Source organism: Halomonas halocynthiae DSM 14573, assembly GCF_000425725.1.
In the GTDB taxonomy this organism is placed as follows: domain Bacteria; phylum Pseudomonadota; class Gammaproteobacteria; order Pseudomonadales; family Halomonadaceae; genus Halomonas; species Halomonas halocynthiae.
Genome location: NZ_AUDZ01000016.1, coordinates 104,621 through 128,592, shown reverse-complemented (window position 1 = coordinate 128,592; position 23,972 = coordinate 104,621). Strand labels below are relative to the sequence as shown.

Annotated in this window: 25 protein-coding genes; 11 read left to right on the top strand and 14 right to left on the bottom strand. The window is 55.1% G+C overall.

Translation table 11 applies throughout. The features are described from left to right. Positions 1-11 precede the first annotated feature (11 nt). The 4 genes from cysT to H616_RS0104505 all read left to right on the top strand — a co-directional run bounded on the left by cysT (position 12) and on the right by H616_RS0104505 (position 3,481). A complete protein-coding gene (cysT, locus tag H616_RS0104520) occupies positions 12-872 on the top strand; it encodes a sulfate ABC transporter permease subunit CysT (RefSeq protein WP_051233969.1) in 861 nt (286 codons plus the stop codon). After that, positions 872-1,699, top strand: a complete 828-nt coding sequence (gene cysW, locus H616_RS0104515; RefSeq protein WP_027966294.1) for a sulfate ABC transporter permease subunit CysW — start codon at positions 872-874, stop codon at positions 1,697-1,699. The genes cysT and cysW overlap by 1 nt, the downstream gene beginning before the upstream one ends. Further along, positions 1,696-2,796, top strand: coding sequence for a sulfate/molybdate ABC transporter ATP-binding protein (locus H616_RS0104510; protein WP_027966293.1), 1,101 nt, complete (start codon positions 1,696-1,698; stop codon positions 2,794-2,796). Before cysW ends, H616_RS0104510 begins: the two co-directional genes overlap by 4 nt. Positions 2,797-2,887: 91 nt before the next feature. Continuing rightward, complete coding sequence (locus H616_RS0104505; protein WP_027966292.1) at positions 2,888-3,481, top strand: YajG family lipoprotein; 594 nt, start codon at positions 2,888-2,890, stop codon at positions 3,479-3,481. Positions 3,482-3,492: 11 nt separating this feature from the next. Here the strand turns inward: H616_RS0104505 and H616_RS0104500 are convergent, their stop codons facing one another. The 3 genes from H616_RS0104500 to H616_RS0104485 all read right to left on the bottom strand — a co-directional run bounded on the left by H616_RS0104500 (position 3,493) and on the right by H616_RS0104485 (position 5,282). Continuing rightward, positions 3,493-4,140 (bottom strand): thiopurine S-methyltransferase, encoded by a 648-nt coding sequence (locus tag H616_RS0104500; protein WP_027966291.1) that lies wholly within the window; start codon positions 4,138-4,140, stop codon positions 3,493-3,495. A gap of 4 nt (positions 4,141-4,144) precedes the next feature. Beyond that, positions 4,145-4,771 carry a TIGR04211 family SH3 domain-containing protein gene (locus tag H616_RS0104495; protein ID WP_027966290.1) on the bottom strand — a complete coding sequence of 209 codons (627 nt, stop codon included), beginning with the start codon at positions 4,769-4,771 and terminating at the stop codon, positions 4,145-4,147. Positions 4,772-5,081: 310 nt separating this feature from the next. Continuing rightward, the gene (locus H616_RS0104485; protein WP_027966289.1) at positions 5,082-5,282 is read right to left on the bottom strand and encodes a hypothetical protein; all 201 of its coding nucleotides are present in this window, start codon (positions 5,280-5,282) and stop codon (positions 5,082-5,084) included. Between the two features lie 29 nt (positions 5,283-5,311). Between H616_RS0104485 and miaB the strand changes: the two genes are divergently transcribed. From miaB to lnt, 5 genes are all read left to right on the top strand, one after another. Beyond that, a complete protein-coding gene (miaB, locus tag H616_RS0104480; RefSeq protein WP_027966288.1) occupies positions 5,312-6,655 on the top strand; it encodes a tRNA (N6-isopentenyl adenosine(37)-C2)-methylthiotransferase MiaB in 1,344 nt (447 codons plus the stop codon). A 107-nt stretch (positions 6,656-6,762) separates the two neighbouring features. After that, a complete protein-coding gene (locus H616_RS0104475) occupies positions 6,763-7,836 on the top strand; it encodes a PhoH family protein (RefSeq protein WP_027966287.1) in 1,074 nt (357 codons plus the stop codon). Continuing rightward, positions 7,833-8,342 carry an rRNA maturation RNase YbeY gene (ybeY, locus tag H616_RS0104470; protein ID WP_027966286.1) on the top strand — a complete coding sequence of 170 codons (510 nt, stop codon included), beginning with the start codon at positions 7,833-7,835 and terminating at the stop codon, positions 8,340-8,342. The genes H616_RS0104475 and ybeY overlap by 4 nt, the downstream gene beginning before the upstream one ends. Next, complete coding sequence (locus tag H616_RS0104465; protein ID WP_027966285.1) at positions 8,339-9,217, top strand: HlyC/CorC family transporter; 879 nt, start codon at positions 8,339-8,341, stop codon at positions 9,215-9,217. The genes ybeY and H616_RS0104465 overlap by 4 nt, the downstream gene beginning before the upstream one ends. Positions 9,218-9,236: 19 nt before the next feature. After that, a complete protein-coding gene (lnt, locus tag H616_RS0104460; protein WP_051233966.1) occupies positions 9,237-10,715 on the top strand; it encodes an apolipoprotein N-acyltransferase in 1,479 nt (492 codons plus the stop codon). 85 nt (positions 10,716-10,800) lie between these two features. Here lnt and phaC read toward each other — a convergent pair whose 3' ends face one another. The 5 genes from phaC to prmB all read right to left on the bottom strand — a co-directional run bounded on the left by phaC (position 10,801) and on the right by prmB (position 16,012). After that, complete coding sequence (gene phaC / locus H616_RS0104455) at positions 10,801-12,645, bottom strand: class I poly(R)-hydroxyalkanoic acid synthase (RefSeq protein ID WP_027966283.1); 1,845 nt, start codon at positions 12,643-12,645, stop codon at positions 10,801-10,803. A gap of 135 nt (positions 12,646-12,780) precedes the next feature. After that, entirely contained in the window at positions 12,781-13,245 is a 465-nt protein-coding gene (locus H616_RS0104450; protein ID WP_027966282.1) for a phasin family protein, read from the bottom strand. Between the two features lie 128 nt (positions 13,246-13,373). Continuing rightward, a complete protein-coding gene (locus tag H616_RS14180; RefSeq protein ID WP_051233974.1) occupies positions 13,374-13,814 on the bottom strand; it encodes a hypothetical protein in 441 nt (146 codons plus the stop codon). A 125-nt stretch (positions 13,815-13,939) separates the two neighbouring features. Further along, complete coding sequence (gene aroC, locus H616_RS0104440; RefSeq protein WP_027966281.1) at positions 13,940-15,025, bottom strand: chorismate synthase; 1,086 nt, start codon at positions 15,023-15,025, stop codon at positions 13,940-13,942. Between the two features lie 30 nt (positions 15,026-15,055). Further along, on the bottom strand, positions 15,056-16,012 hold the full coding sequence (prmB, locus tag H616_RS0104435) for a 50S ribosomal protein L3 N(5)-glutamine methyltransferase (RefSeq protein WP_027966280.1): 957 nt from the start codon (positions 16,010-16,012) through the stop codon (positions 15,056-15,058). A gap of 153 nt (positions 16,013-16,165) precedes the next feature. On the opposite strand from prmB, the gene H616_RS14175 reads away from it, so the two are divergent. Continuing rightward, positions 16,166-16,765: a Smr/MutS family protein gene (locus H616_RS14175; RefSeq protein ID WP_035572543.1), complete on the top strand. Its 600-nt coding sequence runs from the start codon at positions 16,166-16,168 to the stop codon at positions 16,763-16,765. 36 nt (positions 16,766-16,801) lie between these two features. Here the strand turns inward: H616_RS14175 and H616_RS14170 are convergent, their stop codons facing one another. From H616_RS14170 to H616_RS0104415, 3 genes are read right to left on the bottom strand one after another with little or no spacing between them, the layout of a single operon-like run. Further along, positions 16,802-17,794, bottom strand: coding sequence for a patatin-like phospholipase family protein (locus H616_RS14170; protein WP_035572541.1), 993 nt, complete (start codon positions 17,792-17,794; stop codon positions 16,802-16,804). A 54-nt stretch (positions 17,795-17,848) separates the two neighbouring features. Continuing rightward, complete coding sequence (locus H616_RS0104420) at positions 17,849-18,721, bottom strand: alpha/beta fold hydrolase (RefSeq protein WP_027966279.1); 873 nt, start codon at positions 18,719-18,721, stop codon at positions 17,849-17,851. Further along, complete coding sequence (locus H616_RS0104415; RefSeq protein WP_027966278.1) at positions 18,718-19,560, bottom strand: alpha/beta fold hydrolase; 843 nt, start codon at positions 19,558-19,560, stop codon at positions 18,718-18,720. Before H616_RS0104415 ends, H616_RS0104420 begins: the two co-directional genes overlap by 4 nt. Positions 19,561-19,807: 247 nt before the next feature. Here H616_RS0104415 and H616_RS0104410 point away from each other — a divergent pair, with 247 nt between their 5' ends. Continuing rightward, positions 19,808-20,755: an AEC family transporter gene (locus H616_RS0104410; protein WP_027966277.1), complete on the top strand. Its 948-nt coding sequence runs from the start codon at positions 19,808-19,810 to the stop codon at positions 20,753-20,755. Positions 20,756-20,790: 35 nt separating this feature from the next. Here the strand turns inward: H616_RS0104410 and sixA are convergent, their stop codons facing one another. The 3 genes from sixA to H616_RS0104395 all read right to left on the bottom strand — a co-directional run bounded on the left by sixA (position 20,791) and on the right by H616_RS0104395 (position 23,969). Beyond that, positions 20,791-21,321 carry a phosphohistidine phosphatase SixA gene (gene sixA / locus H616_RS0104405; protein WP_027966276.1) on the bottom strand — a complete coding sequence of 177 codons (531 nt, stop codon included), beginning with the start codon at positions 21,319-21,321 and terminating at the stop codon, positions 20,791-20,793. Beyond that, positions 21,308-22,396: an NAD(P)H-dependent glycerol-3-phosphate dehydrogenase gene (locus H616_RS0104400; protein ID WP_027966275.1), complete on the bottom strand. Its 1,089-nt coding sequence runs from the start codon at positions 22,394-22,396 to the stop codon at positions 21,308-21,310. Before H616_RS0104400 ends, sixA begins: the two co-directional genes overlap by 14 nt. A gap of 130 nt (positions 22,397-22,526) precedes the next feature. Then, a complete protein-coding gene (locus H616_RS0104395) occupies positions 22,527-23,969 on the bottom strand; it encodes an NAD(P)(+) transhydrogenase (Re/Si-specific) subunit beta (protein ID WP_027966274.1) in 1,443 nt (480 codons plus the stop codon). Positions 23,970-23,972: the final 3 nt, after the last annotated feature.

The following is a 23,972-nucleotide window of genomic DNA, read 5'->3' as shown; positions in this document are numbered from 1 at the left end:
TAGCGCAGCCCATGAGTCCTTCCACTCTCTCCTTCATCTCGGCGCGCCCCATGCGGGTGCTGCCGGGATTTGGCCTGTCGTTAGGTATCAGCCTGACCTTTGTCTCGCTGGTACTATTGCTCCCTCTGACGGGTCTGGTAGGCCAACTCTCCAAGCTATCGTTGGCTGAGTACTGGCATGTCATCACCGAGCCTCGCGTGGTAGCCAGCTATGTCACTACCATAGGAGCAGCCGCCGCGGCGGCTTTGATTAATGCCGCCTTTGGACTGCTATTAGCATGGGTGCTGGTGCGCTATGAGTTTCCCGGCAAACGCCTGCTGGATGCCTTGATGGATTTGCCTTTTGCGTTACCCACCGCAGTCGCCGGGATCACCTTGGCCACACTGTATTCCAGCAGTGGCTGGATGGGTAAAGCACTAGCACCATTTGGCATCGAGGTCTCCTACACCTGGGTTGGCATCGCTCTGGCCATGGCATTTACCAGTATTCCGTTTGTGGTGCGCACGGTGCAGCCAATACTCGAAGACCTCCCCGCCGAGGTGGACGAAGCCGCCATGACCCTAGGCGCTCGGGATGGCGTAGCCTTTCGCCGCGTGATTTTGCCACATTTGTGGCCAGCCCTCGTCACCGGCACAGGGCTGGCCTTTGTGCGCTCGCTAGGTGAGTTCGGTGCCGTTATTTTCATTGCCGGAAATATGCCGTTTGAAACCGAGATCACCTCGCTGATGATTTTCGTCAAACTGCAAGAGTACGACTATGCCGGAGCCTCAGCCATCGCCTCAGTAGTGCTGGCAACGTCTCTCGGGCTGCTACTGGCAATCAACCTGTGGCAAGGCCGTTTCATTCGCCGACTGCACGGAGGAAATAGCTGATGCAACGGATCGGTGATGCACCGGCGCTGCGCCGGCTACTGATTGGCAGCGCCGTCATATTAGCAGCCTTGTTTCTGCTGCTTCCGCTGGTGGCTATTTTCAGCCAAGCCTTCGCCAAAGGCTTAGGCACGTTCATGGTCAACATCACCGACACCTATACACTGTCGGCCATCGGCCTGACGCTGTTCATTACCGTGCTGACCATTCCCGTCAACTTGGTATTTGGCGTCATGCTGGCTTGGCTAGTCACCCGGTTCACTTTCCCTGGGCGACGGCTACTACAAACGTTGATCGATATTCCGTTTGCCATTTCACCCGTCGTCGCAGGTTTGGTCTATCTGCTGCTGTACGGACGCAATGGCTGGATCGGTAGTTGGCTTGACACCCACGACATTCAGTTGATGTTCGCTTGGCCCGGCATTCTGATGGTCACGATATTTGTCACCTGCCCCTTCGTGGCACGCGAGCTGATTCCATTGATGCAGGCTCAAGGGTCGCGGGATGAAGAGGCGGCAGTCACTCTAGGTGCCTCGGGGTTCACCTTGTTTCGCCGGGTGACGCTACCCAACATTCGCTGGGCGCTGTTGTATGGCGTGATTCTCACCAACGCCCGCGCGGTGGGCGAGTTCGGTGCAGTATCAGTGGTGTCGGGTGCCATTCGCGGCCAAACCAACACCCTGCCGTTACACGTTGAACTGCTATACCAGGACTACAACACCGTCGGCGCTTTTGCCTGCGCCGCCCTGCTAGCCTTAATTGCCCTGCTTACACTGGCCGCAAAAGCTGGCCTGGAATGGCGCACTGCGCGCCGGGAGAGCGTGTCATGAGCATTCGCATCGAGAATATCCAGAAGCACTTCGGTCGCTCACGCGCCCTGTCGCCGATCGACCTGGACATCCGCGACGGCGAGTTAATCGGGCTGCTGGGCCCATCCGGTTCGGGTAAGACCACGCTACTGCGTATTCTTGCCGGGCTTGAAAACGCCGACCCACACCCATCGGCACGCATTCACTTTGGTGAGCGAGACGTCACCCGGGTGCATGTCCGTGACCGACGCATCGGCTTTGTTTTTCAGCATTACGCGCTATTTCGCCACATGACAGTGGCCGACAACGTGGCTTTTGGTCTAACAGTTATGCCACGTAAATCACGCCCTTCCAGCGCTGAGATTCGTAGCCGAGTCTATCAGCTGCTGGAAATGGTACAGCTCGCACACTTGGCCGACCGCTATCCCGCCCAGCTATCAGGCGGCCAACAGCAGCGCGTCGCCTTGGCCCGAGCCTTAGCGCTGCGCCCTGATGTTCTGTTACTTGATGAGCCTTTCGGTGCTCTGGACGCCAAAGTACGCCAAGAACTCCGCCGCTGGTTGCGACACCTCCACGACGAACTGAATTTCACCAGTGTTTTCGTGACCCACGATCAAGAAGAAGCGTTAGAGCTGTCAGACCGCGTCGTAGTGATGAGCGAGGGTCGCATTGAACAAATCGATACACCCGAAGCGCTATATCGTGCACCGGCTAACCGCTTCGTATTTGAGTTCCTAGGTGATGTGAACACCCTGGAAGGCGACGTACGCAATGGCGTTCTGACCTGTGGCGACGCCCGACTCAACGCCGAGCTGCCCCAGGGCCCGCAAACACTCTTGATGCGCCCTCATGAGCTGACACTAGGCCACGCCCCGACATCAGATGCTCATCTGCCAGTGACGGTTACTGCCGTGGTTCCAGTCGGTGCCGACCTTCGCGTTGAGCTAAGCGCCGACTGGCTACCCGCACCTTGGTTAGTCAGCGCGCGCCACAGCGATGTGGCCGAACTATCACCCCAGCGTGGACAGCGCCTATATGCCAGACCGCTGCAATGGCATCGCTTTGATGCCGACGGGCAGCGTTTAGACGCCCCGGAAGAGCTGCGCCTGAGCGCTTGAGAAACAGTAACACCGAGATAACGCAAGACAGTTAGCCAGCCGACTGCTAGGCTCATTTTCTAACGAAAACCTGCGCGTAGAAGGACGTTTTATGGCTCCACGACGTTTTGCCTTACTGGCCTGCCTTGCCATCACAGTGATCATCAGCGGCTGCGCCAGCCCTCACTACCTACAACCCATGCCCACACGAACCGTTGCGGTTCCGCTGGTTGGTCAAGGGCAAATGGTTGCGGTCTCTACAATATATGAACCTCAGAGTCGCATTATCGGCACGCGCACCGGCAATGCGATGTCAACGTCGACCATCACTATTGAACCGGCTCAGCTCAAGGCCAGCTTACAGGCAGAAGCCGAGCGTGCAGTGAGCGACATGGGCTTCACCCCCAGCGCCACCAGTTCAGCCAGCGGACCCAAGCTCACCTTGACGTTAGAGACTCTTGGCTACGAACGCGGGGCTGGGCGCGCACTGATTGACGAAGCCAGCATTCAGGCGGTATTGATTGCCGAGGCAGCCAACCAAGGCACCACTTACACCGGCACTTATACCGTCACCCGTAACCAAAGCTTTGCGGTGGGCATGCGACCAAGCAAAAAAAGCAATTTACAAATGATCGAAGCGCTACTTGCTGACGCCCTAAACCGTGCGTTCAGCGACCCAAAACTGGCGGGCGTACTAGCCAGGTAATCGTCAAGTCGCTAGAACGCTCTCTGCTGAGGACCACGCCGCACCAGCGACCAGACATGTTCGCGAAATCCGCTGCCAGGTTCCTCAGCACCATCACTCAGGTGTTCAAGACGAAAATTAGGCGCAAACAGTTGCTCCATTTCCGCATGGCTCACCGAGTAAGGTGGGCCACCCGCATCACCTGCCGGACGCGTTAGCCCAACAACTAGGCCTTTGGCACCAGGCGGCAGCAACTGGGCCAGATGAAAGGCATAGCGCTGACGAGCAGCTTCAGGTAAGGCAACCAGCGCAGCACGGTCGTAGAAAGCGCCCACACGGGCGGCTTCACGGATGTGGAAATGAAAAATATCCCCACACCACAACTCCACACTGCCCTGACGGCTAACGTCAAAACTGTTATGGCGGTAGCGGGAAATCTCACCTTCACCATCAGCCAGAAATTGCTCAATAGCCTGAGATGCCAGCTCAATGCCAAGCACTGGGTAGCCCTGCTTGGCCAACCAGCGCATATCCAGACTTTTTCCACACAGTGGCACCAGCACACCGCTAGTCGGTGGCACCTGCAACTCAGGCCAATAGCGCACTAAGGCAGGGTGCACTTGAGTACGATGAAAACCGATACGCCCTTCTTCCCAACGCTTAAACCATTCATCACTCATAGCATCAGAACCAGTTACTGCTACGACGGCGACGGCGTGGCAAGTGCGGCACAATTAACCCCAACACAAGTCCGGCTCCCGCTACGCCACCGCCATACATGAAGTAGCGCATCAGCAAATCATTTTCTTCCGTATTAAGATGAGCTTCCAGCTGACGCACTCGAGCTTGCGCGGCCTCAGCTTCTGTAGCCAATGCATTATTTTGCGTTTCCAACTGCGCAATACGCTTCTCACGGATTTCCAACGTCTCGTTTAGTGAGCCAAGACGCCCATCCCACGTGCTATTGATACCAGCCAACTCACTCGTCAAGGTATCAACCCGCGCCTCAAGCTCTGGCACCCGAGCCTGAGCACTAGGCGTCTGCTGAATATCGCTGCTAGGAACCCATACCTCGTCTCCACTTTCACTGCGAACGTGCGTGTAATCCCCGCTAACCTCCAACACTGTCACAGGAGCACCAGCTTCCAAGCGGCCAACGATACGATAACCATCCGTGGGGCCGCTGCGCACGAACGTTGTAATTTCGTCAGACACCCAGCCCTTGTCAGAGCTGTCCTGCTGAGCTTGAAGCGGAAGCGCCAGGGTCAAGGTCAACATTCCTAGCCCGATTGTCTTAATATATTGCCTCATGATTGCGTCGTCCTGATGTTTTCTTGCCTATCCAAGGCATATCACGCATGCCTCTGTGCTGAACTGACACGCGCCTACTTTATGGCGAAAATTAGCGCTTGGGCCATGCTAACAAAACACGCCACACACCCTTGGCAATTTCAAGTAGCTGACAGCGCTGGCCAAGGCCCTTACGGTTTACCCACAGCTTCTGTGGATAAACGGCAGGAAAACTCATGCACACATTGCCCAGGCCCGCATACCAACACGCCTTGCCGAAGTTGCTCAATTTTTGATCACTCGCGTTTTATTTTTCTACCCTGCCGCGCCATTAGAGCATCTGTTCTGGCGGGAAGCGTAGCATAACAGCAGTGGACTCTGCCGCTTTCAAACTAGCCCCCAGCGCAAGCCCTGCGTATAATATGTGGCCTTGTCGATGAAGGCGCTCGGCCTTCCAGAAACTCCAAGACTCAATACCGAGAATTTTATCAAGCCTATCCACTTGCTGTTGGCGCACCTCAAGATGTGCCATGGCCCGGTTCTTATGACAGTGACAGCGATATGACGAAGAAGCTCTTCATCAAAACCCACGGCTGCCAGATGAACGAGTACGACTCCGCTCGTATGGCGGACCTACTCGGCGAGTCTCATCAGCTTGAAATTACCGATAACGAACAGGAAGCTGATGTCATCCTGCTCAACACCTGCTCAATCCGTGAGAAGGCGCAGGAGAAGGTATTTCATCAACTGGGGCGCTGGAAAAAGCTTAAAGCAGCCAACCCTGACCTAGTGATTGGCGTAGGCGGCTGTGTCGCCAGTCAGGAAGGTGATGCCATTCGCAAGCGAGCCCCCCACGTCGACCTGGTATTTGGCCCCCAGACGCTACACCGCGTTCCAACCATGCTGGATGCCAGCCGTAACGACCAGATTTCCGTCGTTGATGTGACCTTTCCCGAGATCGAGAAGTTTGATCATTTGCCCAAGCCCAGCTCCGATGGCGCAACGGCGTTTGTATCAATTATGGAAGGCTGCTCAAAATACTGCACCTTCTGCGTGGTGCCCTACACCCGAGGCGAAGAAGTCTCTCGGCCGTTTGAAAACGTCATGGACGAAATCATTCACCTAGCCGATCAAGGCGTACGCGAAGTCAACCTGCTTGGCCAGAACGTTAATGCTTATCGTGGTGAAAACATGATGGGCGACGAAATCGACCTAGCCGAATTAATCAGCTGTGTTGCAGCAGTGGATGGCATCGACCGAGTACGCTTTACCACCTCTCATCCGGTGGAGTTTACCGAAAGCCTTGTCGACGCCTATTTAGACATTCCTGAACTGGTCAGCCATCTACACCTGCCAGTGCAGTCGGGCTCTAACCGCATTCTGAGCGCCATGAAACGCGGCCACAGCGTTGAAGAATACATCGATAAGATGGAGCGCATCCGCGCCAATCGCCCAGATATCAGTTTCTCATCCGACTTTATCATCGGCTTTCCAGGCGAAACCGAGGAAGACTTTGAAGCCACGATGGACCTGATCCATCGCATCGGCTTTGATCACTCGTTCAGTTTTGTCTATTCACCACGCCCTGGCACCCCTGCGGCTGAGCTTGAAGATGAAACGCCTGAAGAGGTAAAAAAGCAGCGCTTGGCCATTTTGCAGGCACGCATCATCCAGCAGACCGCGCAAATCAGTCGGCGCATGGTGGGAACAACTCAGCGTATCCTGGTCACTGGGTTCTCACCCAAAGACCCGGGCCAGCTCTCTGGACGCACTGAAAATAATCGGGTGGTGAATTTTCGAGCAGCTAACCCAACCGAATTAATCGGCCACTTTGTTGATGTAGTCATCAACGAGGCCTTTCCCAACTCACTACGCGCTGAGCTAGCCTCACCCGAACGTTTTTGAGTCTCTGCGCGGCTGCAACACACTATTCCATGCTGAGCACATTGCCCCAACACCCGTTGGGGCAGTAAGCTGGACGCCACTACACTCCTATTCATGGGCAGCCTGTCTTGAGTCAGTCAACTACTCCAGCCAATCGTGTCACTACTCTCAACCTGGAACCCAACGACCCGCGTCGTTTGGCCAACCTATGCGGGCAACGCGACGAACACTTGCGCCTAATCGAATCGCGCCTAGGTATTACCCTACGCAATCGCGGTAATGCATTTCAATTAGCTGGGCCAGCTCACCGGCTCAGAGCAGGTGCCAACTTGCTTGAACACCTGTATCGCGAGACCGAGTCCAGCGACCTCAGCCCCGAAACACTGCACCTTTATTTGCAGGAGTCAGGGGTCGAAGCATTGGAAGATGATGAAGGCAGTTTGGACGCCGACGTGCTTCTGCGCACACCGAAAATGTTGATCAAACCCCGCGGTATCAACCAACAGTCCTACGTCACCAGCGTACGCGCCCACGATATCAACTTCGGTATTGGGCCGGCGGGTACCGGCAAAACTTATCTGGCCGTCGCAGCAGCAGTGGAAGCACTGAATCAACAGCAGGTACGCCGTATTCTGTTGGTGCGCCCCGCCGTTGAAGCGGGGGAAAAACTCGGCTTCTTGCCTGGCGACCTGGCTCAGAAAATTGATCCCTACCTGCGCCCGCTATATGACGCCTTGTATGAAATGATTGGTTTCGAGCAGGTCGCCAAGCTAATCGAGCGCCAAATCATCGAGATAGCTCCACTGGCCTACATGCGCGGCCGTACCCTTAACAACGCCTTCATCATTCTTGATGAGAGTCAGAATACGACTCGCGAGCAGATGAAGATGTTTCTGACCCGCATTGGCTTTGGTTCTACCGCAGTGATTACCGGAGATATTACCCAGGTTGACCTGCCCAGAGGCCAGAGTTCAGGGCTCATCCAGGTACTTGATGTACTGCGTGAAACACCCGGCATTAGCATGACCCATTTTTCGGCCAAGGACGTCGTACGCCACCCACTGGTACAGCGCATCATTGAAGCATACGACGTATTCGAGGCCGAGCAGGAAGCTCAGGAACGTGCCCAGAAAGAAACGCGCCAACAAGAGCGCGACGCACGCCGCCTGAGGCGCGAGCGCGATGAGGATGCCAACCCGTGAATGCTGTGCAGATTGACCGCCAACACGCCAGCGGCACTGGCGACATTCCAACAACTGAAGCTCTAGAGCGTTGGCTGATGGCCGTGCTGGGCCACCACCCTGACGAGCAACGTAATGAGCTAACGGTGCGCTTTGTGGATGAGGAAGAGAGTCACCACCTGAACCACACTTATCGGGGCAAGCCGTCTTCCACTAATGTTCTGTCTTTTCCTTTTGACGGCCCACCCGGCCTTGCGTTACCACTACTGGGTGACTTGGTTATCTGCGTACCAGTGATTCAACGCGAAGCTCAGGAACAAGCCAAAAACCTATGCGACCACTACGCCCATATGGTCGTACATGGCACACTGCATTTAATGGGTTACGATCATGTGGGGGATGACGAAGCCAACGCCATGGAGGCATTGGAATGCGTTATTCTTGCCGAGCTGGGCATTGCCTCTCCTTATCAGGCACCCACAACAGAATCAGCCCCCGATACCGAGGATAAGAGAAACAACTCATGAGCGAAGACCGACCGAGTGGCCAGGGCAATAAAAACTGGTTCGACAAGTTGTTCAGTGCACTTTCCGGCGACAGTGATGAACCTAGCTCTCGGGCTGAGTTGCTGGAGTTCCTGCGACAGGCCGGTAGTCGCTTGAAGCTTGAGCAGGACGCTATCACCATTATTGAAGGTGCGTTCAACATTAGCGACCAGCAGGTACGTGAAGTACTGGTACCTCGCTCTCAGGTCACCGCTATCACACTCGATCAACCGCTGGACGAATACCTCTCGGTCATACTGGAAGCTGGGCATTCTCGTTACCCTGTCATCGGTGAAAACCTTGATGAAGTCAAAGGTGTCTTGCTGGCCAAGGACTTACTGCCTTTGCTACAGAGCAACAGCAGCAATACTCCCCTGCCCTTTACGTTGCAGGATGTCTTGCGCCCCGCCATGTTTGTGCCCGAGTCCAAACGGCTCAATAGTTTATTGAAAGAGTTTCGCGACACACATAATCATATGGCGATTGTGGTGGATGAGTACGGCGGCACTGCCGGCATCGTCACCATTGAAGATATTCTTGAAGAAATTGTCGGTGATATCGAAGACGAACATGATGCTGACGACGAAGACGATATTCGCGCCCTAGGGGAAGGCCGCTATGCCATCCGCGCACTAACCCCCATCGATGACTTCAATGAACGCTTCAGTACTGACTTCTCTGATGAAGAGTTTGATACTGTCGGCGGCCTAATGATGCAAAGCCTTGGCCATCTGCCTAGCCGCGGTGAACACACTGAAATCGATGGCTGGCGCTTTACCGTGCTCAATGCAGACAATCGCCGCATTCGGTTGGTTGAAGCAGAGCGCCACACCAGTGACACAGACACAACCGCTTAGCAGCCCTATCGAGAAGCCCATGACTGCCTTTCTTTATCGCCCAGTGGCGAGTTATCTGGCGGCCCTAATTGCTGGGCTACTGACGACACTGTCTGCTGCCCCCTTTCACCTGTGGTGGCTGGCGCCTATAGCTGCTGGTTTGGTCTATGTCGGGCTAGGGCAACTAACCCCCCGCCAGGCTGGATTTAAAGGCTGGTGCTACGGCTTAGGGTTGTTCGGCTCAGGTGCGTCTTGGGTCTATGTGTCAATTCATGATTACGGCTATACCGGCATGCCGCTGGCATTAGCACTCACCACCCTGTTTGTTACCGCCATGGCGCTATTCATTGCCGTACCACTGTGGCTTTATCGGCGCTTCACAGGAAGCCGACTTTCTGTTCTAACATTTGCTGGTGTCTGGGTGCTGAGTGAAGCACTACGTACGTGGCTATTTACTGGCTTTCCGTGGTTGTTGCTGGGTAGCGGCCAACTGGACGGTCCTCTGGCGGCATGGACACCGATTGGCGGCGTTTATTTACTCTCACTTGTGACAGCATTAAGCGGTACCTTAGGTGTCACTTTACTACGCCGCCATTACTGGGCTGCGCTACCTCTGACAACACTTTGGCTACTACCACTAAGCCTCTCCCTCTCCAGCGTGCCGCCCTGGACCCACCCTACTGGCGAGCCCGTGCGCGTTGCTCTACTACAGGGCAACCTTGATCAGGCCATTAAGTGGACCCAAGAAGGCCAGCGCACTGCTGCCAACACCTATCTGACACTAACGGCAAACCTCAATGAACCCGTTGAGCTGGTTATCTGGCCAGAAGCAGCGCTGCCTATGCTACAGAGCCAGGCTCAACCCGTTTTTGAGCGCGCAACACAATTGTTACCAGAAGGCAGTGGGTTAATTTCAGGCATTCTGCGCCGAGATGCACAAGGTAACATCTATAACAGCGTTATCAGCATGGGCGCTGCCCAGGGCAGTTATGACAAACGCCATTTGGTGCCTTTCGGCGAATATCTGCCACTGGATAACCTGCTGCGCGGAACGCTTGATTTTTTTGATCTGCCGCTCCCCGTCGTTACGCCCGGCCAGAGTTATCAGCCCGTTATGCACGCAGGCGAGACCCGCATCGGCAATGCTATCTGCTACGAAATCATCTATGCCGACCTCGTGGCCAAACAGGCCCGCCACAGCGACGTTATCTTAACGCTATCCAATGACAGCTGGTTTGGTGGCTCTATCGGCCCGCTACAACACCTGCAAATGGCTCGACTGCGCGCATTAGAAAATGGCCGCTATGTCGTGCGTGCCACCAGCAATGGTGTAACCGCTATTATTGATTCCCAAGGCAACATTACTCAGCAGCTTCCCCAGTTTGAAATGGCCACACTGATTGGTGAGTTTCAACCCATGCAGGGGCTGACGCCATTTTCACGAACAGGCAGTTGGCCAGTATGGTTGATGGCGGCATTAATGCTGCTGCCTGGGCTGCGTTTGCGGCATAACGCGTAGAGTGAAACCAGAAAGCGCCCAGCCGACTTATCGACTGGGCGCTTTATCTAACGAGGCACTGTCATCTCACCAGGTGCCTCCTGCGTTACGGCGAAGCCTGGGCTTCCCCTATGATCTCTGGAATCGACACCTTCACATAGCGCCCCGGCGCAGCTTCTAGAATATCTAGCTGACCATCGCCGGGCTGACGCGCATCTACCATCTTTTTAGGGTCTGCATCAGCATAACCATTGCTGGTCATCCAGTTCTGCCAGTGTGGCCACCAGCTTCCCTCGTGGGCCTCTGCCCCCTCAAGCCACTGCTCATGCGTCTCGGGCAGCTCGTCATTAGTCCAGTAACCGTATTTGTTCTTGTGCGGCGGGTTAACAATACCGGCAATATGCCCTGACCCTCCCAACACAAAGGTCACTGGCCCTTTAGGCAGCAACGCGCCGTAATAGGTGCTATTCCACTTGGCGATGTGGTCTTCCTTGGTCGAAATAAAATAGCTCGGCGCAGACACCTTTCGCAGGTCAATTTTGACGCCATCAAGCTCAACGCCCCCCGGCTCCACCAAGCGGTTCTCTACATACATATGCCGCAAGTACCAACCATGAATCGCAGCGGCTAAGTTGGTGCTGTCGGTATTCCAGTACAGTAAATCAAAGGGCTTGGGCACTTCACCCTTCAAATAGTTGTTGATGTAGTACGACCAAAAAAGATCATTTTCACGCAGCAAGTTAAACGAGTAGGCCATGGACCGACCATCCAGGTAGCCCGTTTTCGCCATTTCTTCATCAAGCCAGTCAAGCACAGGTGAAGATAACAACACGCCGATTTCACCTGGGTCACGAAAATCCTGCAGTGTCGTCATGTAGGTCACCGACTTCACTTTACGACCACGGCGAGTACTGGTGAGGTAAGCAACCGTCGACGCAGCTAACGTTCCACCCACACAGTAACTCAGTAGGTTGACCGATTTTTCACCGGTGGCTTGCTCAATCGCCTCAATGGCTCTGATTGGCCCCATCTGCATATAGTCGGCCCAGGTTAAATCACCCTGCTCAGGCCCGGGGTTACGCCAAGAAATCAGAAATACTGTATGACCTTGGTCAACCAGCCATTTGACCATCGAGTTATCTTCACGCAGATCTAAAATGTAGTATTTATTAATCCAAGGCGGCACCATCAACAAAGGTGTTTTAAACACTTTTTCGGTCGTTGGTGTGTACTGAATCAGTTGAATCAGCTCGTTTTCAAAAACAATTGAGCCTGGCGTGACCGCTACGTTACGGCCGACCTCGAAAGCACTACGGTCCGTCATTGACACGTTAAGACCGCCCGCAACAGAGTTACTCAAATCGTGGCGCAGTTGCGCCAACCCATTCACTAAGCTATGCCCCCGCGTTTCTACCAGCTGACGCACTGCCTCAGGATTCGTAGCAAGAAAGTTGGTCGGTGACATCGCGCTGACGATCTGCCGCAGATAAAACGCCAAGTTGCGCTGTTGGTCCGGGTCCATACCTTCCATGCCATCAACCAGCTCATCGACCGTCTTTGAAAACAGTAGGTATTGCTGCATCAGCGATGAATAGGCTGGGTCCTGGCTCCAGGCATCATCCTTGAACCGGCGATCACCACGTGACGGCGTGATCAGCGGCTCAACGCTTTCTCCCGCCAACCCTCGCATGCTGTGCTGCCAAAGCTGCATCTGATCCTGGACCAGCCCCGACTGGACCTGCCAGAGCCGTGCAGGGTCAGCCATTAACGACTCGGCACCAAGCTGGAGTTTTTCACGCATGTCTTCATTGATTGCCTCACTAAGCCCTGGCGGCATCATCTGCCCAAGCGCCTCGCTTATCAGCGCACAATACTCCTCTCCCGCTTGCTGGAGTTGCGTCGTCCACTCTACCATTTCAGCTTGGGTAGGCATTTCAGTCTTTTGCTGCATTGCTCCCTCCTGAGGCGCTGGCCATGAGATGCCAACGCCAGATAGCACAACCTGCCAGTTACGCTGCTCAAGTAACACCGGCGGAATGATCACTGCCTCAGCACAACCCAGCGATAAACAGTCCGCAATATATGATTAACGGCTCTTTTTGTTGCTACTGGAAGGCTTGCTGCTAGATTGGGCTGCCGGTTTAACCTGCTCAACCGGCACACTGGCTTCATCGTTCGCCGCACTGGCTAACTGTTCAAATACTTTAACCTGCTCCAAAAACAGTGTCTCAAGCTCTGATTTGAACTGTAAATTCATTTCGGAAAATGCATTGGCATCCTCCATCAGCTGCTGCGAGAGTTCACTCATCACCTCTGCCTGACGGGCACTCAGCGCCTTAACGCCCTGCTCGCTCATGGCCGGCTTATCGCTAAGTTGAGCGGCAGCATCACGCATACGCTCAGTGCCCATTTGGCTATAGCGCTGCATGCTCTCCATCTGATACTCAGTCATGCGCTGCATGTTACTCAGCATCAAGGAGTTGAGTTTGCGCATCGGCTCAAAAAGCTGGCGAGTTTGATCATTCAGGTTATCAATCATCGTATTTTGCATGGCCGAACCCTTCGTTGAGTAAGTTCACCGCAGCTGATTAAATTGCTGCACCGCACAAAGACTAGACTTGCCTGTTTTATTTTGCAAGGTGGCAGCCTACAACGCGCCACCCAGCATGCATTACCAAATCAACTTTTTCTTGTGCCACGAGAACTCTTTTCACCCGAGTTGCGCGATGTCGCTGATGCACGACCGGCCTTGCTTTTCTGGGCAGAGGTGCCAGCCGCACTACTTTTACCTGAGCGGGCTTCATCGTCTGGTTGCGCCGCATCAGCCGACGACTGGTTGCGCGATGCACTGGCCGCCTTACCTAGCATATCGAGCATCATCTGCTGATATGAGCCGAAGTTAGCAAGCCCTTGGGAAAGCCCTTGCGAGAGACCTTGCCCTAACCCGGGCTGTTGCAGGAACGGCTGCATCAGGCTCATCGGATCATAGCCATCAACGCCTGATTCCATCTGCGTTTGAATACGCTCCAGCAAGTCCTTCTGAAACGCTTCAACATCAGGTAGCCCTAAAGAGCGGCGAAACTCATCCGGGGTTAGATCAAACTCAACATTTATTTTCACTGGCATGCCCTCTCGGTTGATTCAACAGGGCGAAAATGCCAAGCAGGTTTCTGCTAGGCATCCTCGCCAAGGACGCATCATCCGAGTGTAGCACTCACTCAGGGGGGATATGCACTAACTAATAGTCAGCGCAGACGTGGTGTTGTCACGCTCACATCGGCATTTTGGGCACGCTGACGCAGCAAGTGGTCCATGAGCGTCAGCGCCATCATGGCTTCGGCGATTGGTGTGGCACGAATCCCAACACACGGGTCATGACGCCCCTTGGTAACAACCTCCACAGGCTGGCCATTCACATCAATGGAACGCCCGGGGATCGTGATACTGGATGTTGGTTTCAACGCCAAATGCGCAATCAATGGCTGACCACTAGAGATACCGCCCAATACCCCCCCCGCATGATTAGACAAAAAACCTGTTGGTGTCATTTCATCACGGTGTTCGCTACCGCGCTGGGTAACAGCGTCAAACCCATCACCGATCTCAACACCTTTAACCGCATTAATACTCATCAGCCCATGGGCCAGCTCAGCATCCAGGCGATCAAATACTGGCTCACCCAACCCAGGAGGCACCCCTTCCGCCACCACGGTAATTCTCGCACCCACCGAGTCCTGGTCTCGGCGCAGCTGGTCCATATAAGCTTCAAGCTCTGACAAACGCGTAGGATCAGGGCAGAAAAATGTATTATTATTCACCGCGTTCCAATCGCGTAACTCCAGAGTAATAGGCCCGAGCTGGCTCATATAACCACGCACCTGAATACCCTGACTGGCGAGGTATTGTTTAGCAATTGCACCCGCCGCTACCCGCATCGCTGTTTCCCGAGCACTAGAACGCCCACCACCCCGGTAATCGCGTCGACCGTACTTATGGTGATAACTGTAATCCGCGTGGGCAGGGCGGAATTGGTCCTTAATGGCTGAATAGTCTTTAGAGCGCTGGTCAGTATTCTCAATCATCAGGCCGATAGAGGTGCCGGTGGTCTTACCTTCAAATACACCAGACAGGATGCGTACCTGATCTGGCTCCCGGCGTTGAGTGGTATGACGCGACGTGCCCGGACGACGGCGGTCCAGTTCGTACTGAAGGCTCTCTTCGCTGATAGCAACGCCCGGAGGGCAGCCATCAACAACCGCGCCCAAAGCCGGGCCGTGGCTTTCGCCAAACGTGGTGACACTGAACAGCTTGCCAAAGGTGTTGCCGGACATGGGTGCTCCTCGAAAATTGAATGAATGATTTCAAACAAAGGATGCAGCATGAGCCTCAAGCTCAGCAGCACTCAGTGCAAATACACCCTGGCCACCGCGTTCAAACTCCAACCACATAAACGGTACGTCAGGAAAGGCTGCCTCGAGATGACGATCAGAGTTACCAACTTCAACAATCAGTACGCCATCATCCGTCAGGTGTTCACGCGCTTCACGCAAAATACGGCGCACAATATCAAGGCCATCGTCCCCAGCACCCAACGCCAAGCTAGGCTCGTGGCGAAATTCCTGCGGCATAGTCGCCAGGTCCCGGGCATCCACATAGGGCGGATTAGAAATAATCAGTTCATAGCGCTGCCCCGTCACCCCAGCAAATAGGTCTGACACCAATGCACGCACACGATCACCGACACTGTGACGGGTAATATTAATGCGCGATACGTCTGAAGCGTCAGGACAAACATCAATCAAATCGACTTCACAGCCAGGTAAATGAAGCGCTGTGGCAATACCTATGCAGCCAGAGCCTGCACACAAGTCGAGGACTCTGGCGGGAGGCTCATGGGGGAACCAAGCACTAAAGCCATCCTCAATCAGTTCAGCAATTGGTGAGCGCGGAATCAACACACGCTCATCTACCATGAAGGGGAAGCCAGCAAAAAACGCCTCACCCAGTAGATACGGCAGCGGGCGGCGGCTGACAATGCGCTCTCGGGTAATTGCTACAATGCGCTGACGCTCCATCGGTAGCAGTCGGGCATCCAGCACACCAGGATCAACGTCCCATGGCAGATGCAGCGCACCCAGCACCAGCGCCACGGCTTCGTCCCAAGCTGAGTCGGTACCATGGCTGTAGTGCAACCCTGCCAGGTGAAACTCACTGGCTGCCCAACGCAGGTAATCACGCAAAGAGATTAGCTCTCTGGCAAGCTCTGCATCATCAAAGGTTAACGTAGAAGACGCGGGGAAACGGGCAGGCTCGTCCACGGGATATCATCCTGTTCAGCGGTTCAGCAATGGCATAAAAATCGGCTAACCTTGATTGTACCTTCGCCAGCGGTTCACAGCCACGTCTGGAGCGTTATACTGACGGGCTGTAGTCTACGTCTCTTAGCCACTTTCAATCCCTGAGTGTTCACGATGAGCCAGCATTCTTCTCACCACCATCCGGATCACCTCGACCCGGAGGATGTCAGCGCCTTTCGCAACGCGTTGAGCGAGGCTGGCGTACGCCGCATTGAAAGCAACCAGGCTGACCCAGGCAGGCCAAAAACCCGCGATCAGAGTTCGCAGCGGCGGCGCGAAGCGGCCGCCAGTCATGATCCGACCCATCAGATGGGACGCTCTTCAGATGGTCGTGTCACACCGGTTCGCCCGTCGGAGGTGCTGGAGTTTGCTGTTCCCGATCTACCCTACCGCACGCGCAGCCAGCTCAAACGCGGCCAAATCACGTGGGAGGCAGGGCTAGACCTGCATAACTACACTCTGGACCAAGCCAGAGCAGAGCTAGAGTCATTTCTTAATGACGCGCGTGCGGCCAAAGCGCGCTGCGTCATCGTCGTGCATGGCAAAGCATGGGGTAGCACCGCTGATTATCCGGTCATTAAAAGCCATGTAAATGCTTGGCTACGCGAGTGGCCCAGCGTACTGGCCTTTTGCTCAGCCATCGAAGCCGATGGAGGTGCCGGGGCGGTGTATGTACTCCTCAAGCGCAAACACGCGGCGGATGCGAACAGGTAACGCTACCCTACCTAGCACGCAGCAACAGCCGCTAACTCAGGGCGTTACTGGCTTGGCTGTTTCAGCATATTCATAACGATCCAACGCCTGTTCCGCCAAATGTTTGCCTAGTGCAATCAGTGCCTCAGCACGATGGAACTCATAAGCCCCACACACGGTTTTTGGCACTTCAATCAACAAATCAGGTGGATAACCCGCAACTTTATATTTAGCCAGTGCCGCCTGAGTGGTGTCAAAAGCGGCCAACACGATATCCAGCCGCCCCCAGTCAGCGCCTTTTGGCAATGCCGGCTGGCCCGCCTCTTCACTACTAGCATTGCCCAGCCAGCGCGACGTCAGATCACGCATGTCACTCAGCCAGCGGTCCGGCCCTGCCTGCTCCACGGTGTTTTTCTGCGTACTTTCCTTTTCCCGCGCTTTTTCTCGAGCTAGGTCGCTGGCTGGCAGCAGTGACTCCAACGATACCGGTGAGGGCGTATGTGCCGTCGCGTTAACGGCAATCACCAGGTCGGCACCATTGGCGACGGATGGAATAATCGGTAATGGATTGAGTAGCCCGCCATCAACCAGCATCTGATCACCGCGATGGCTTGGCGTAATAACCCCAGGAACCGCAATCGAGGCACGAATGGCATCAAGTAACGAGCCGTTTTGAAACCAGACTTCACGCTGGTGAACAAGATCGGTCGCGACAGTGGTTACCGGAATTGGTAGGTCCTCAATATTCACCTCACCTATCAACTCTTCAAGCTTGCTCATCACCTTAGCGGCTCGCATGGCCCCCATTGGGTTCAGAGTGACATCCACTAGCTTTAACAAATCAAGGTAATCCAGCTGGGTCACCCAGTCGCGATAGCCTTTTAACTGGCCGGCTGAGTAAACCCCAGCAACTAGCGCCCCCATGGAGCAACCTGAAAGCGCCACGACGTCGTAACCCCGAGACGTCAGCACGTCAATAACGCCGATATGTGCATAGCCTCTCGCTCCGCCGCTGCCCAGCACCAGCCCGACCTTCTTACCATGACGCATTGTGTTGACTCCTCGCCCTCTCGTGATAGGTAGTTATGTTGTGCCATCAGCAAGCTAGGTAGCTAGCTTTTCTCCCAGCGCGGCAGCCACGGCACTCACATGAGCTAGCTCAAGATGCAGATGGTGGCCGCCCGGCAAGACTCTGCGCTGCAAGGCAGGGACAGCCGCTCGGGCACTGACCGCTCGCGCCTGCTCTCCTAGAATGCCTGCTTCCCCTTCAATCAACAGCGTGGGGCAACGGATGGCGGCCAGCATGGCGTCAAGCTGCTCCGGTGTCAGCCTCACCGGTGATGGTCGCAACAAACGCGAGTCGCTTGTTAGGGTAAGCTTGCCGTCGGCCGTGGGCTGCAAATTACGCTGCACCACCGACGTAATGGTGTCGGCATCCACCGGCGTCGCACCACCAGCCACACGCGCATTCACTGCCTGTTGTTGAGTGTCATAACACGGCCTGCCGCGTCGTAAGCGGCGTTGCGACAACAGCGCGCGGCGCAGCTGGTCCGGCGCATCATCAGCCTGAGTCGTGAGCGCACCTAAGCCATCAATAAGACGCAACTCAGCCACTCGTTCCGGCAAGGCAGCAGCAAGCAAACACGCCACACCAGCCCCCATGGAGTGCGCCAACAAAGTGACGCTTTCCAGTGCCAGTTCATCGATGACATCCAGCACGTCGTAGCAGTAGTCCCACAGAGCATAATCATATTCACCAGGCAGGGCTCGAGACTGCCCATGCCCACTGAAATCAATGGCAATAACTCGAATACCCAGCTGCTGCACTAACAACGGAGCTAAGCGTGAAAAGCTTGCCGCATTATCTAACCAGCCGTGCAACGCCAGCCATACCGGCGCTTGGCTATCGCCCCAGCTCAGCGCCGCTAAACGGCCATCGGCAAACTGACAGGCTGTCGCCTCGCTCTTCTTACTCATGCTGATGCGTCCTGTTTTGCCGCAACCCCGTGTTCACTGGTTAGCTTATCGATCATTTTAAGCAGTGCCGAACGCGTCTCCTCTGGGTACTCCATCGGAAACATATGACCACCGGGCACTTTCTCCAGAGCAATACCGCTTGCCATGATTTTGCGACAGCGTCGAGGTGTCAGCAGCTCTGACTCTTGCCCAGCCAACAGCCCTAGTGGCACGCTGATACGCTTTGGCAAACGGCTCAAGTGGTGTGGCAGATGACGAAATATTTCAACTTCAATCTCGGGCTCATACGTCAGCACCCGTTCACCGTTGGCAAGCGACGTTGACGCGCCTTCTAGGTAGTCATCTAGCGCTTGGTCGGTAAAGCGGCGAAACAGCCCCCGCGACTTGAGGTAGTCGCGCATCGCCTCACGGCTAGACCATTGAGCGCGGCGTCCTTTGCTACGTCCCGCAGGCGTCACGCGGTCGGTCAGTTTCATCAACTTGGCAAGGCGCATAGCCTTAGCATCAATCCCCAGCATCAAGGGTGGGTCAAGCATCACCACACAGCGGAAGTGCTGCGGTGCAGCCAGTGCGGCCATGCTCATCAGCACGCCGCCCATAGAATGGCCAACACCAACAACTGGCGTCGGTATGTCCGCTAAGTGAGTCAACAATTCATCGCGCAGTGCCAACCAGTTGTGGCCTACCTGAAAGTTTTGGCTATGGCCCAGTTTGTCAACCGCATAAATAGTAAAGCGTGACTCAAGAGGCGCCAGAAAACTGCGATAGCTGCGCCCCGGAAAGCCATTCGCATGCGAAAATAGCAACGGCTCGCGCGGGTCATTGGCACAATGTGGCATATCGGATTCTCTTTGATTCAATCGGGGCTCCTTGGCTGGTGGTCTACAGACGGCGCCGTTCTACGCTGGAGCTAGCAAGCTAACGATAATACCATGGTCAGCCACGTCAACAGCTTGGCGCTTATCAGCGCTCAGCGACCCAGGAGTGCAATGTGAACCGGCCCAAACGTCCAACGAAAACTCGTAACCGTATCTTTTTCATTACCGTACTGGCAGCCCTCATTGTCGGGTTCTGGATAGTAAGAGGATGAGCCTTTTTGAGGTTTTTCTCAGCACACTAAACGTGACTCTGCCGGTGTTTATGATGGTATTCATCGGCATGCTACTCAAGCGGCTGCGCTGGATAGATCAGGCGTTCATTGCCACTGCATCATCATTGGTGTTCAAGGCCACGCTGCCCACCCTGGTCTTCTTGTCGATTATTCGAGCCGACCTTGATGCCACACTCAACCCGACACTGCTAGTATTTTTCGCGCTGGCCACTTTGGTTAGCTTTCTACTTAGCTGGGGCTGGGCCAACCTACGCGTGCCTAAGCCAGACCGCGGGGTCTATATTCAGGGAGCGTTTCGCGGCAACTGCGGTATCGTCGGCTTGGCTCTGGCGGCAGGTATGTACGGCGAGGCAGGTTTGTCACTTGGTGGTCTTTTATTGGGCGTCGTCATACTAACCTACAATGCGCTATCCGTGATTGCACTCGCTACCTATCAAGACGGTCAGCTCACCGACTGGCATAACTTGCTGAAACAGGTCATCACCAATCCATTAATACTGGCTGTGATAGCAGCGCTGCCGGTAGCTGCCAGCGGCCTCTCATTGCCGGCCTGGGTAGCAACATCCGGCGATTACTTTGCTTCTTTGTCACTGCCATTAGCCCTCATCTGCGTAGGTGCCATCTTGTCTGTTGAGTCGCTACGCCACTCGGGGCAACGAGCACTGGGAGCCAGCTTAATGAAAATGGTCACGCTGCCGTTGCTAACTACCGGGGCGGCTTGGCTGGCAGGGCTTCGCGGCATGGAGCTGGGGGTGCTGTTCGTATTTTTTGCCAGCCCCACCGCCGCCGCCAGCTTTGTGATGGTCAAGGCGATGGGCGGCAATGCCACACTGGCCGCCAACATCATCGCCATCAGCACGTTAATGGCGAGCTTAACCATTACCTTTGGCGTATTTGGTCTACGCTTGCTCGGAGTCGTCTAACCGTCAACCAAACCGCATGGCCTGGTTAGGCTTACCTAAACGTCTCGGCAAGCCTCACGCTCTCTCGGCGTCATCATATGGCGCAGTCTAGCTGCGCCCGACGCCCATACATCAGCTTCAAGATCAGCCACCGCGGCAGTAACAAAGCCCAGGCCACCGTCTGCCCGCCCATCCACTAAGCAGCCGGTAAGCGCACCGACCAAGGGCATATGACTCACCATCACCAGTGGTTGTTGAGCGGGCTGATTAAGCAGCCAGTCCACCACTTCGCTGGGGCAGCCCTCTGGCGTAATTAATTCGAGAGTCTCAACGTCAACAGGTATTCCGGCATGCACCAGAACATCGGCCACCAGCGCTGCCGTTTGCTGAGCACGACGGTAAGGGCTGGCCAGCAGCCTCGGGCGTGCCGCTAAGCCAGCAGCAGATGCCTCTAGCTGAGCCGCCAACCATCCCCCCATGCCACGAACTTCCTGCTGACCGCGCTGGGTTAATTCGCGCTCATGGTCCACTGCACCAAAAGCAGCGTCACCGTGACGCATAATCAACAGCCGTTCAGTCAGGCTCATGACGCCCCTCCCCGTCGGCACCCTGTGTGTCACGGTGCGATTGCAGAACGTCTTCACGAGACAGTACAAATTCAACATCACTACTGTGATCGCCCTGCATCAGCAAACGCGCCATTTCCTGAGCCGGCACACCGCCAAACAACACCTGAAAGAGCCCTTCGGCCAGCGGCATGTACACACCGTCCTGATGCGCTTTATCACGCACCAAGCGCACGGTATTAACGCCTTCGGCAACCTGGCCCAGTGCCTCGACGGCCTCATCCAGTGTATGGCCCTGTCCCAGCGAGAACCCCACCCGATAGTTACGCGACAAGCTCGACGAGCAGGTCACTATCAAGTCACCCACACCAGCCAAGCCCAAAAACGTCATAGGGTTCGCACCCTGGGCAACCGCAAAGCGACTCATCTCAGCTAGCGCACGAGTCATCAACATACTGCGGGTATTTTCACCGGTACCCAGCGCAGCCGCCATACCGGCAGCAATGGCGTAGATGTTTTTCAACGCACCGCCAAGCTCTACCCCGTAACGGTCGTTGCTGGCATAGACGCGAAAATAACTGCACGACAGCGCCTGCTGTACCCGAGTACGGGTCAACGAATCTTCACTGGCAACCACCGTGGCAGTGAGCTGTTTCTCCGCAACTTCCGATGCCAGGTTCGGGCCTGATAACACACCAACCCGAACAGAGCCGGTTTCTTCTTCCAGCACCTGACTCATCAAACGAAACCCATCCTGTTCAATGCCTTTAGTGGTGCTGACTAAAATCTGTTCGCTATCAAGATAGGCGCGCGCCTGACGCACGACCTGTCGAAATGCCTTTGAAGGAATTGAGACCAGCACCAATTCAGCACCGCTAACCACACCAGCGATATCCGTCGATGCCGTAACGACAGGATTAATCGCGTAATCCGGCAGGTAGCGGCCATTACAATGCTCTCGGTTGATCTGCTCTGCTAAAGCACTATCACGCATCCACTGGCGCACCTCAAAGCCATTATCTGCGGCCATACTGGCAAGGGCGGTACCAAAGCTTCCCCCACCGAGCACGGCAACCCGCATTGGTTTGTCTACCATTGGGCGACTCCACATGTGAATAAACCTTGATGAGTCAATACATATGCCTGTCAGTGTAACGAAAAGAGCCCAAGCCGGCATGCGGCTCAGGCTCTTAGCGTGGCTGTTACAGCCAGTATAGCGCTACAAATCAGTCAAGCTGAGACAGCAGTGAATCAACGCTTTCTCTAGCATCACCGTAGAACATGCGCGTGTTCTCTTTATAGAACAGCGGGTTCTCGATGCCGGAATAGCCTGTTCCCTGCCCACGCTTACTGACAAATACCTGCTTGGCTTCCCACACCTTAAGCACCGGCATACCGGCGATAGGGCTATTGGGATCTTCCTGAGCGGCTGGGTTAACGATGTCATTAGAGCCAATAACAATCACCACATCTGTTGAGGCGAAGTCATCATTAATTTCATCCATTTCCAGCACGATATCGTAAGGAACCCTAGCCTCAGCCAGCAGCACGTTCATATGACCAGGCAAACGCCCTGCCACTGGGTGAATACCGAAACGTACTTCCTTACCGGCATCACGCAGTTTGCGTACCAGGTCGCTTACCGCATTCTGCGCTTGCGCCACCGCCATGCCATACCCCGGCACAATAATAACGCTTTCAGCTTCGTTAAGCGCACTGGCTACACCGCCGGAATCAATAGCCACCTGCTCGCCTTCAATCTCCGCTGCCGGCCCAGTACTGCCACCAAAGCCACCCAAAATCACGTTGATGAACTTGCGGTTCATCGCTTTACACATGATGTAGGACAGAATCGCGCCAGAAGACCCCACCAGTGCGCCCGTTACGATCAGCAAATCGCTGGAAAGCGTGAAACCAATCGCTGCGGCTGCCCAGCCTGAGTAACTGTTTAGCATCGAGACCACCACCGGCATATCGGCACCGCCGATTCCCATGATGAGATGCCAGCCGATAAAGAACGCCAGCAATGCCAGTAGCAGCAAGGTCCAGACGCCCGCACCATTGAGGTACAAAATCGCCAGAAGCAGTGACGCCACCGCCGCGCCCGCGTTGAGCATATGCCCACCAGGGAACTGCTTAGGCTTGCCGTCAATCTTGCCAGCCAACTTGCCAAAGGCAATCACTGAACCGGTGAAAGTCACCGCGCCGATAAATACACCCAGCACCACTTCAACCTGCAAAAAGGTCAATTCAGCGGGCGTTTTGGTAGCAACCATCGCAGCAAACGCTGAAAACTGGTCGCTCGCGCCACCCAACATCTGGCTGGCCAGCACACGACGACGCTCTAAGTCCGCATTGAACCCCACAAACACCGCTGCCAAACCCACAAAAGAGTGCAGCGCCGCAACCAGCTGCGGCATCTGTGTCATTTCAACCCGCTTGGCGATATAGGCGCCGATAACGCCACCAATAACCACCAGAGGAATCATCCAGCCGAAGCCACCAACCCCCGGGCCCAGCGCAGTAAAAACCACGGCGACCGCCATACCAACGATGCCATACCAAACCGCACGCTTGGCTTTCTCCTGGTTACTCAACCCCCCCAGGGAGAGGATAAACAAGACACTGGCCGCAATCGCAGCAGCAGTGACAAACTGTTGTCCTAACATTGA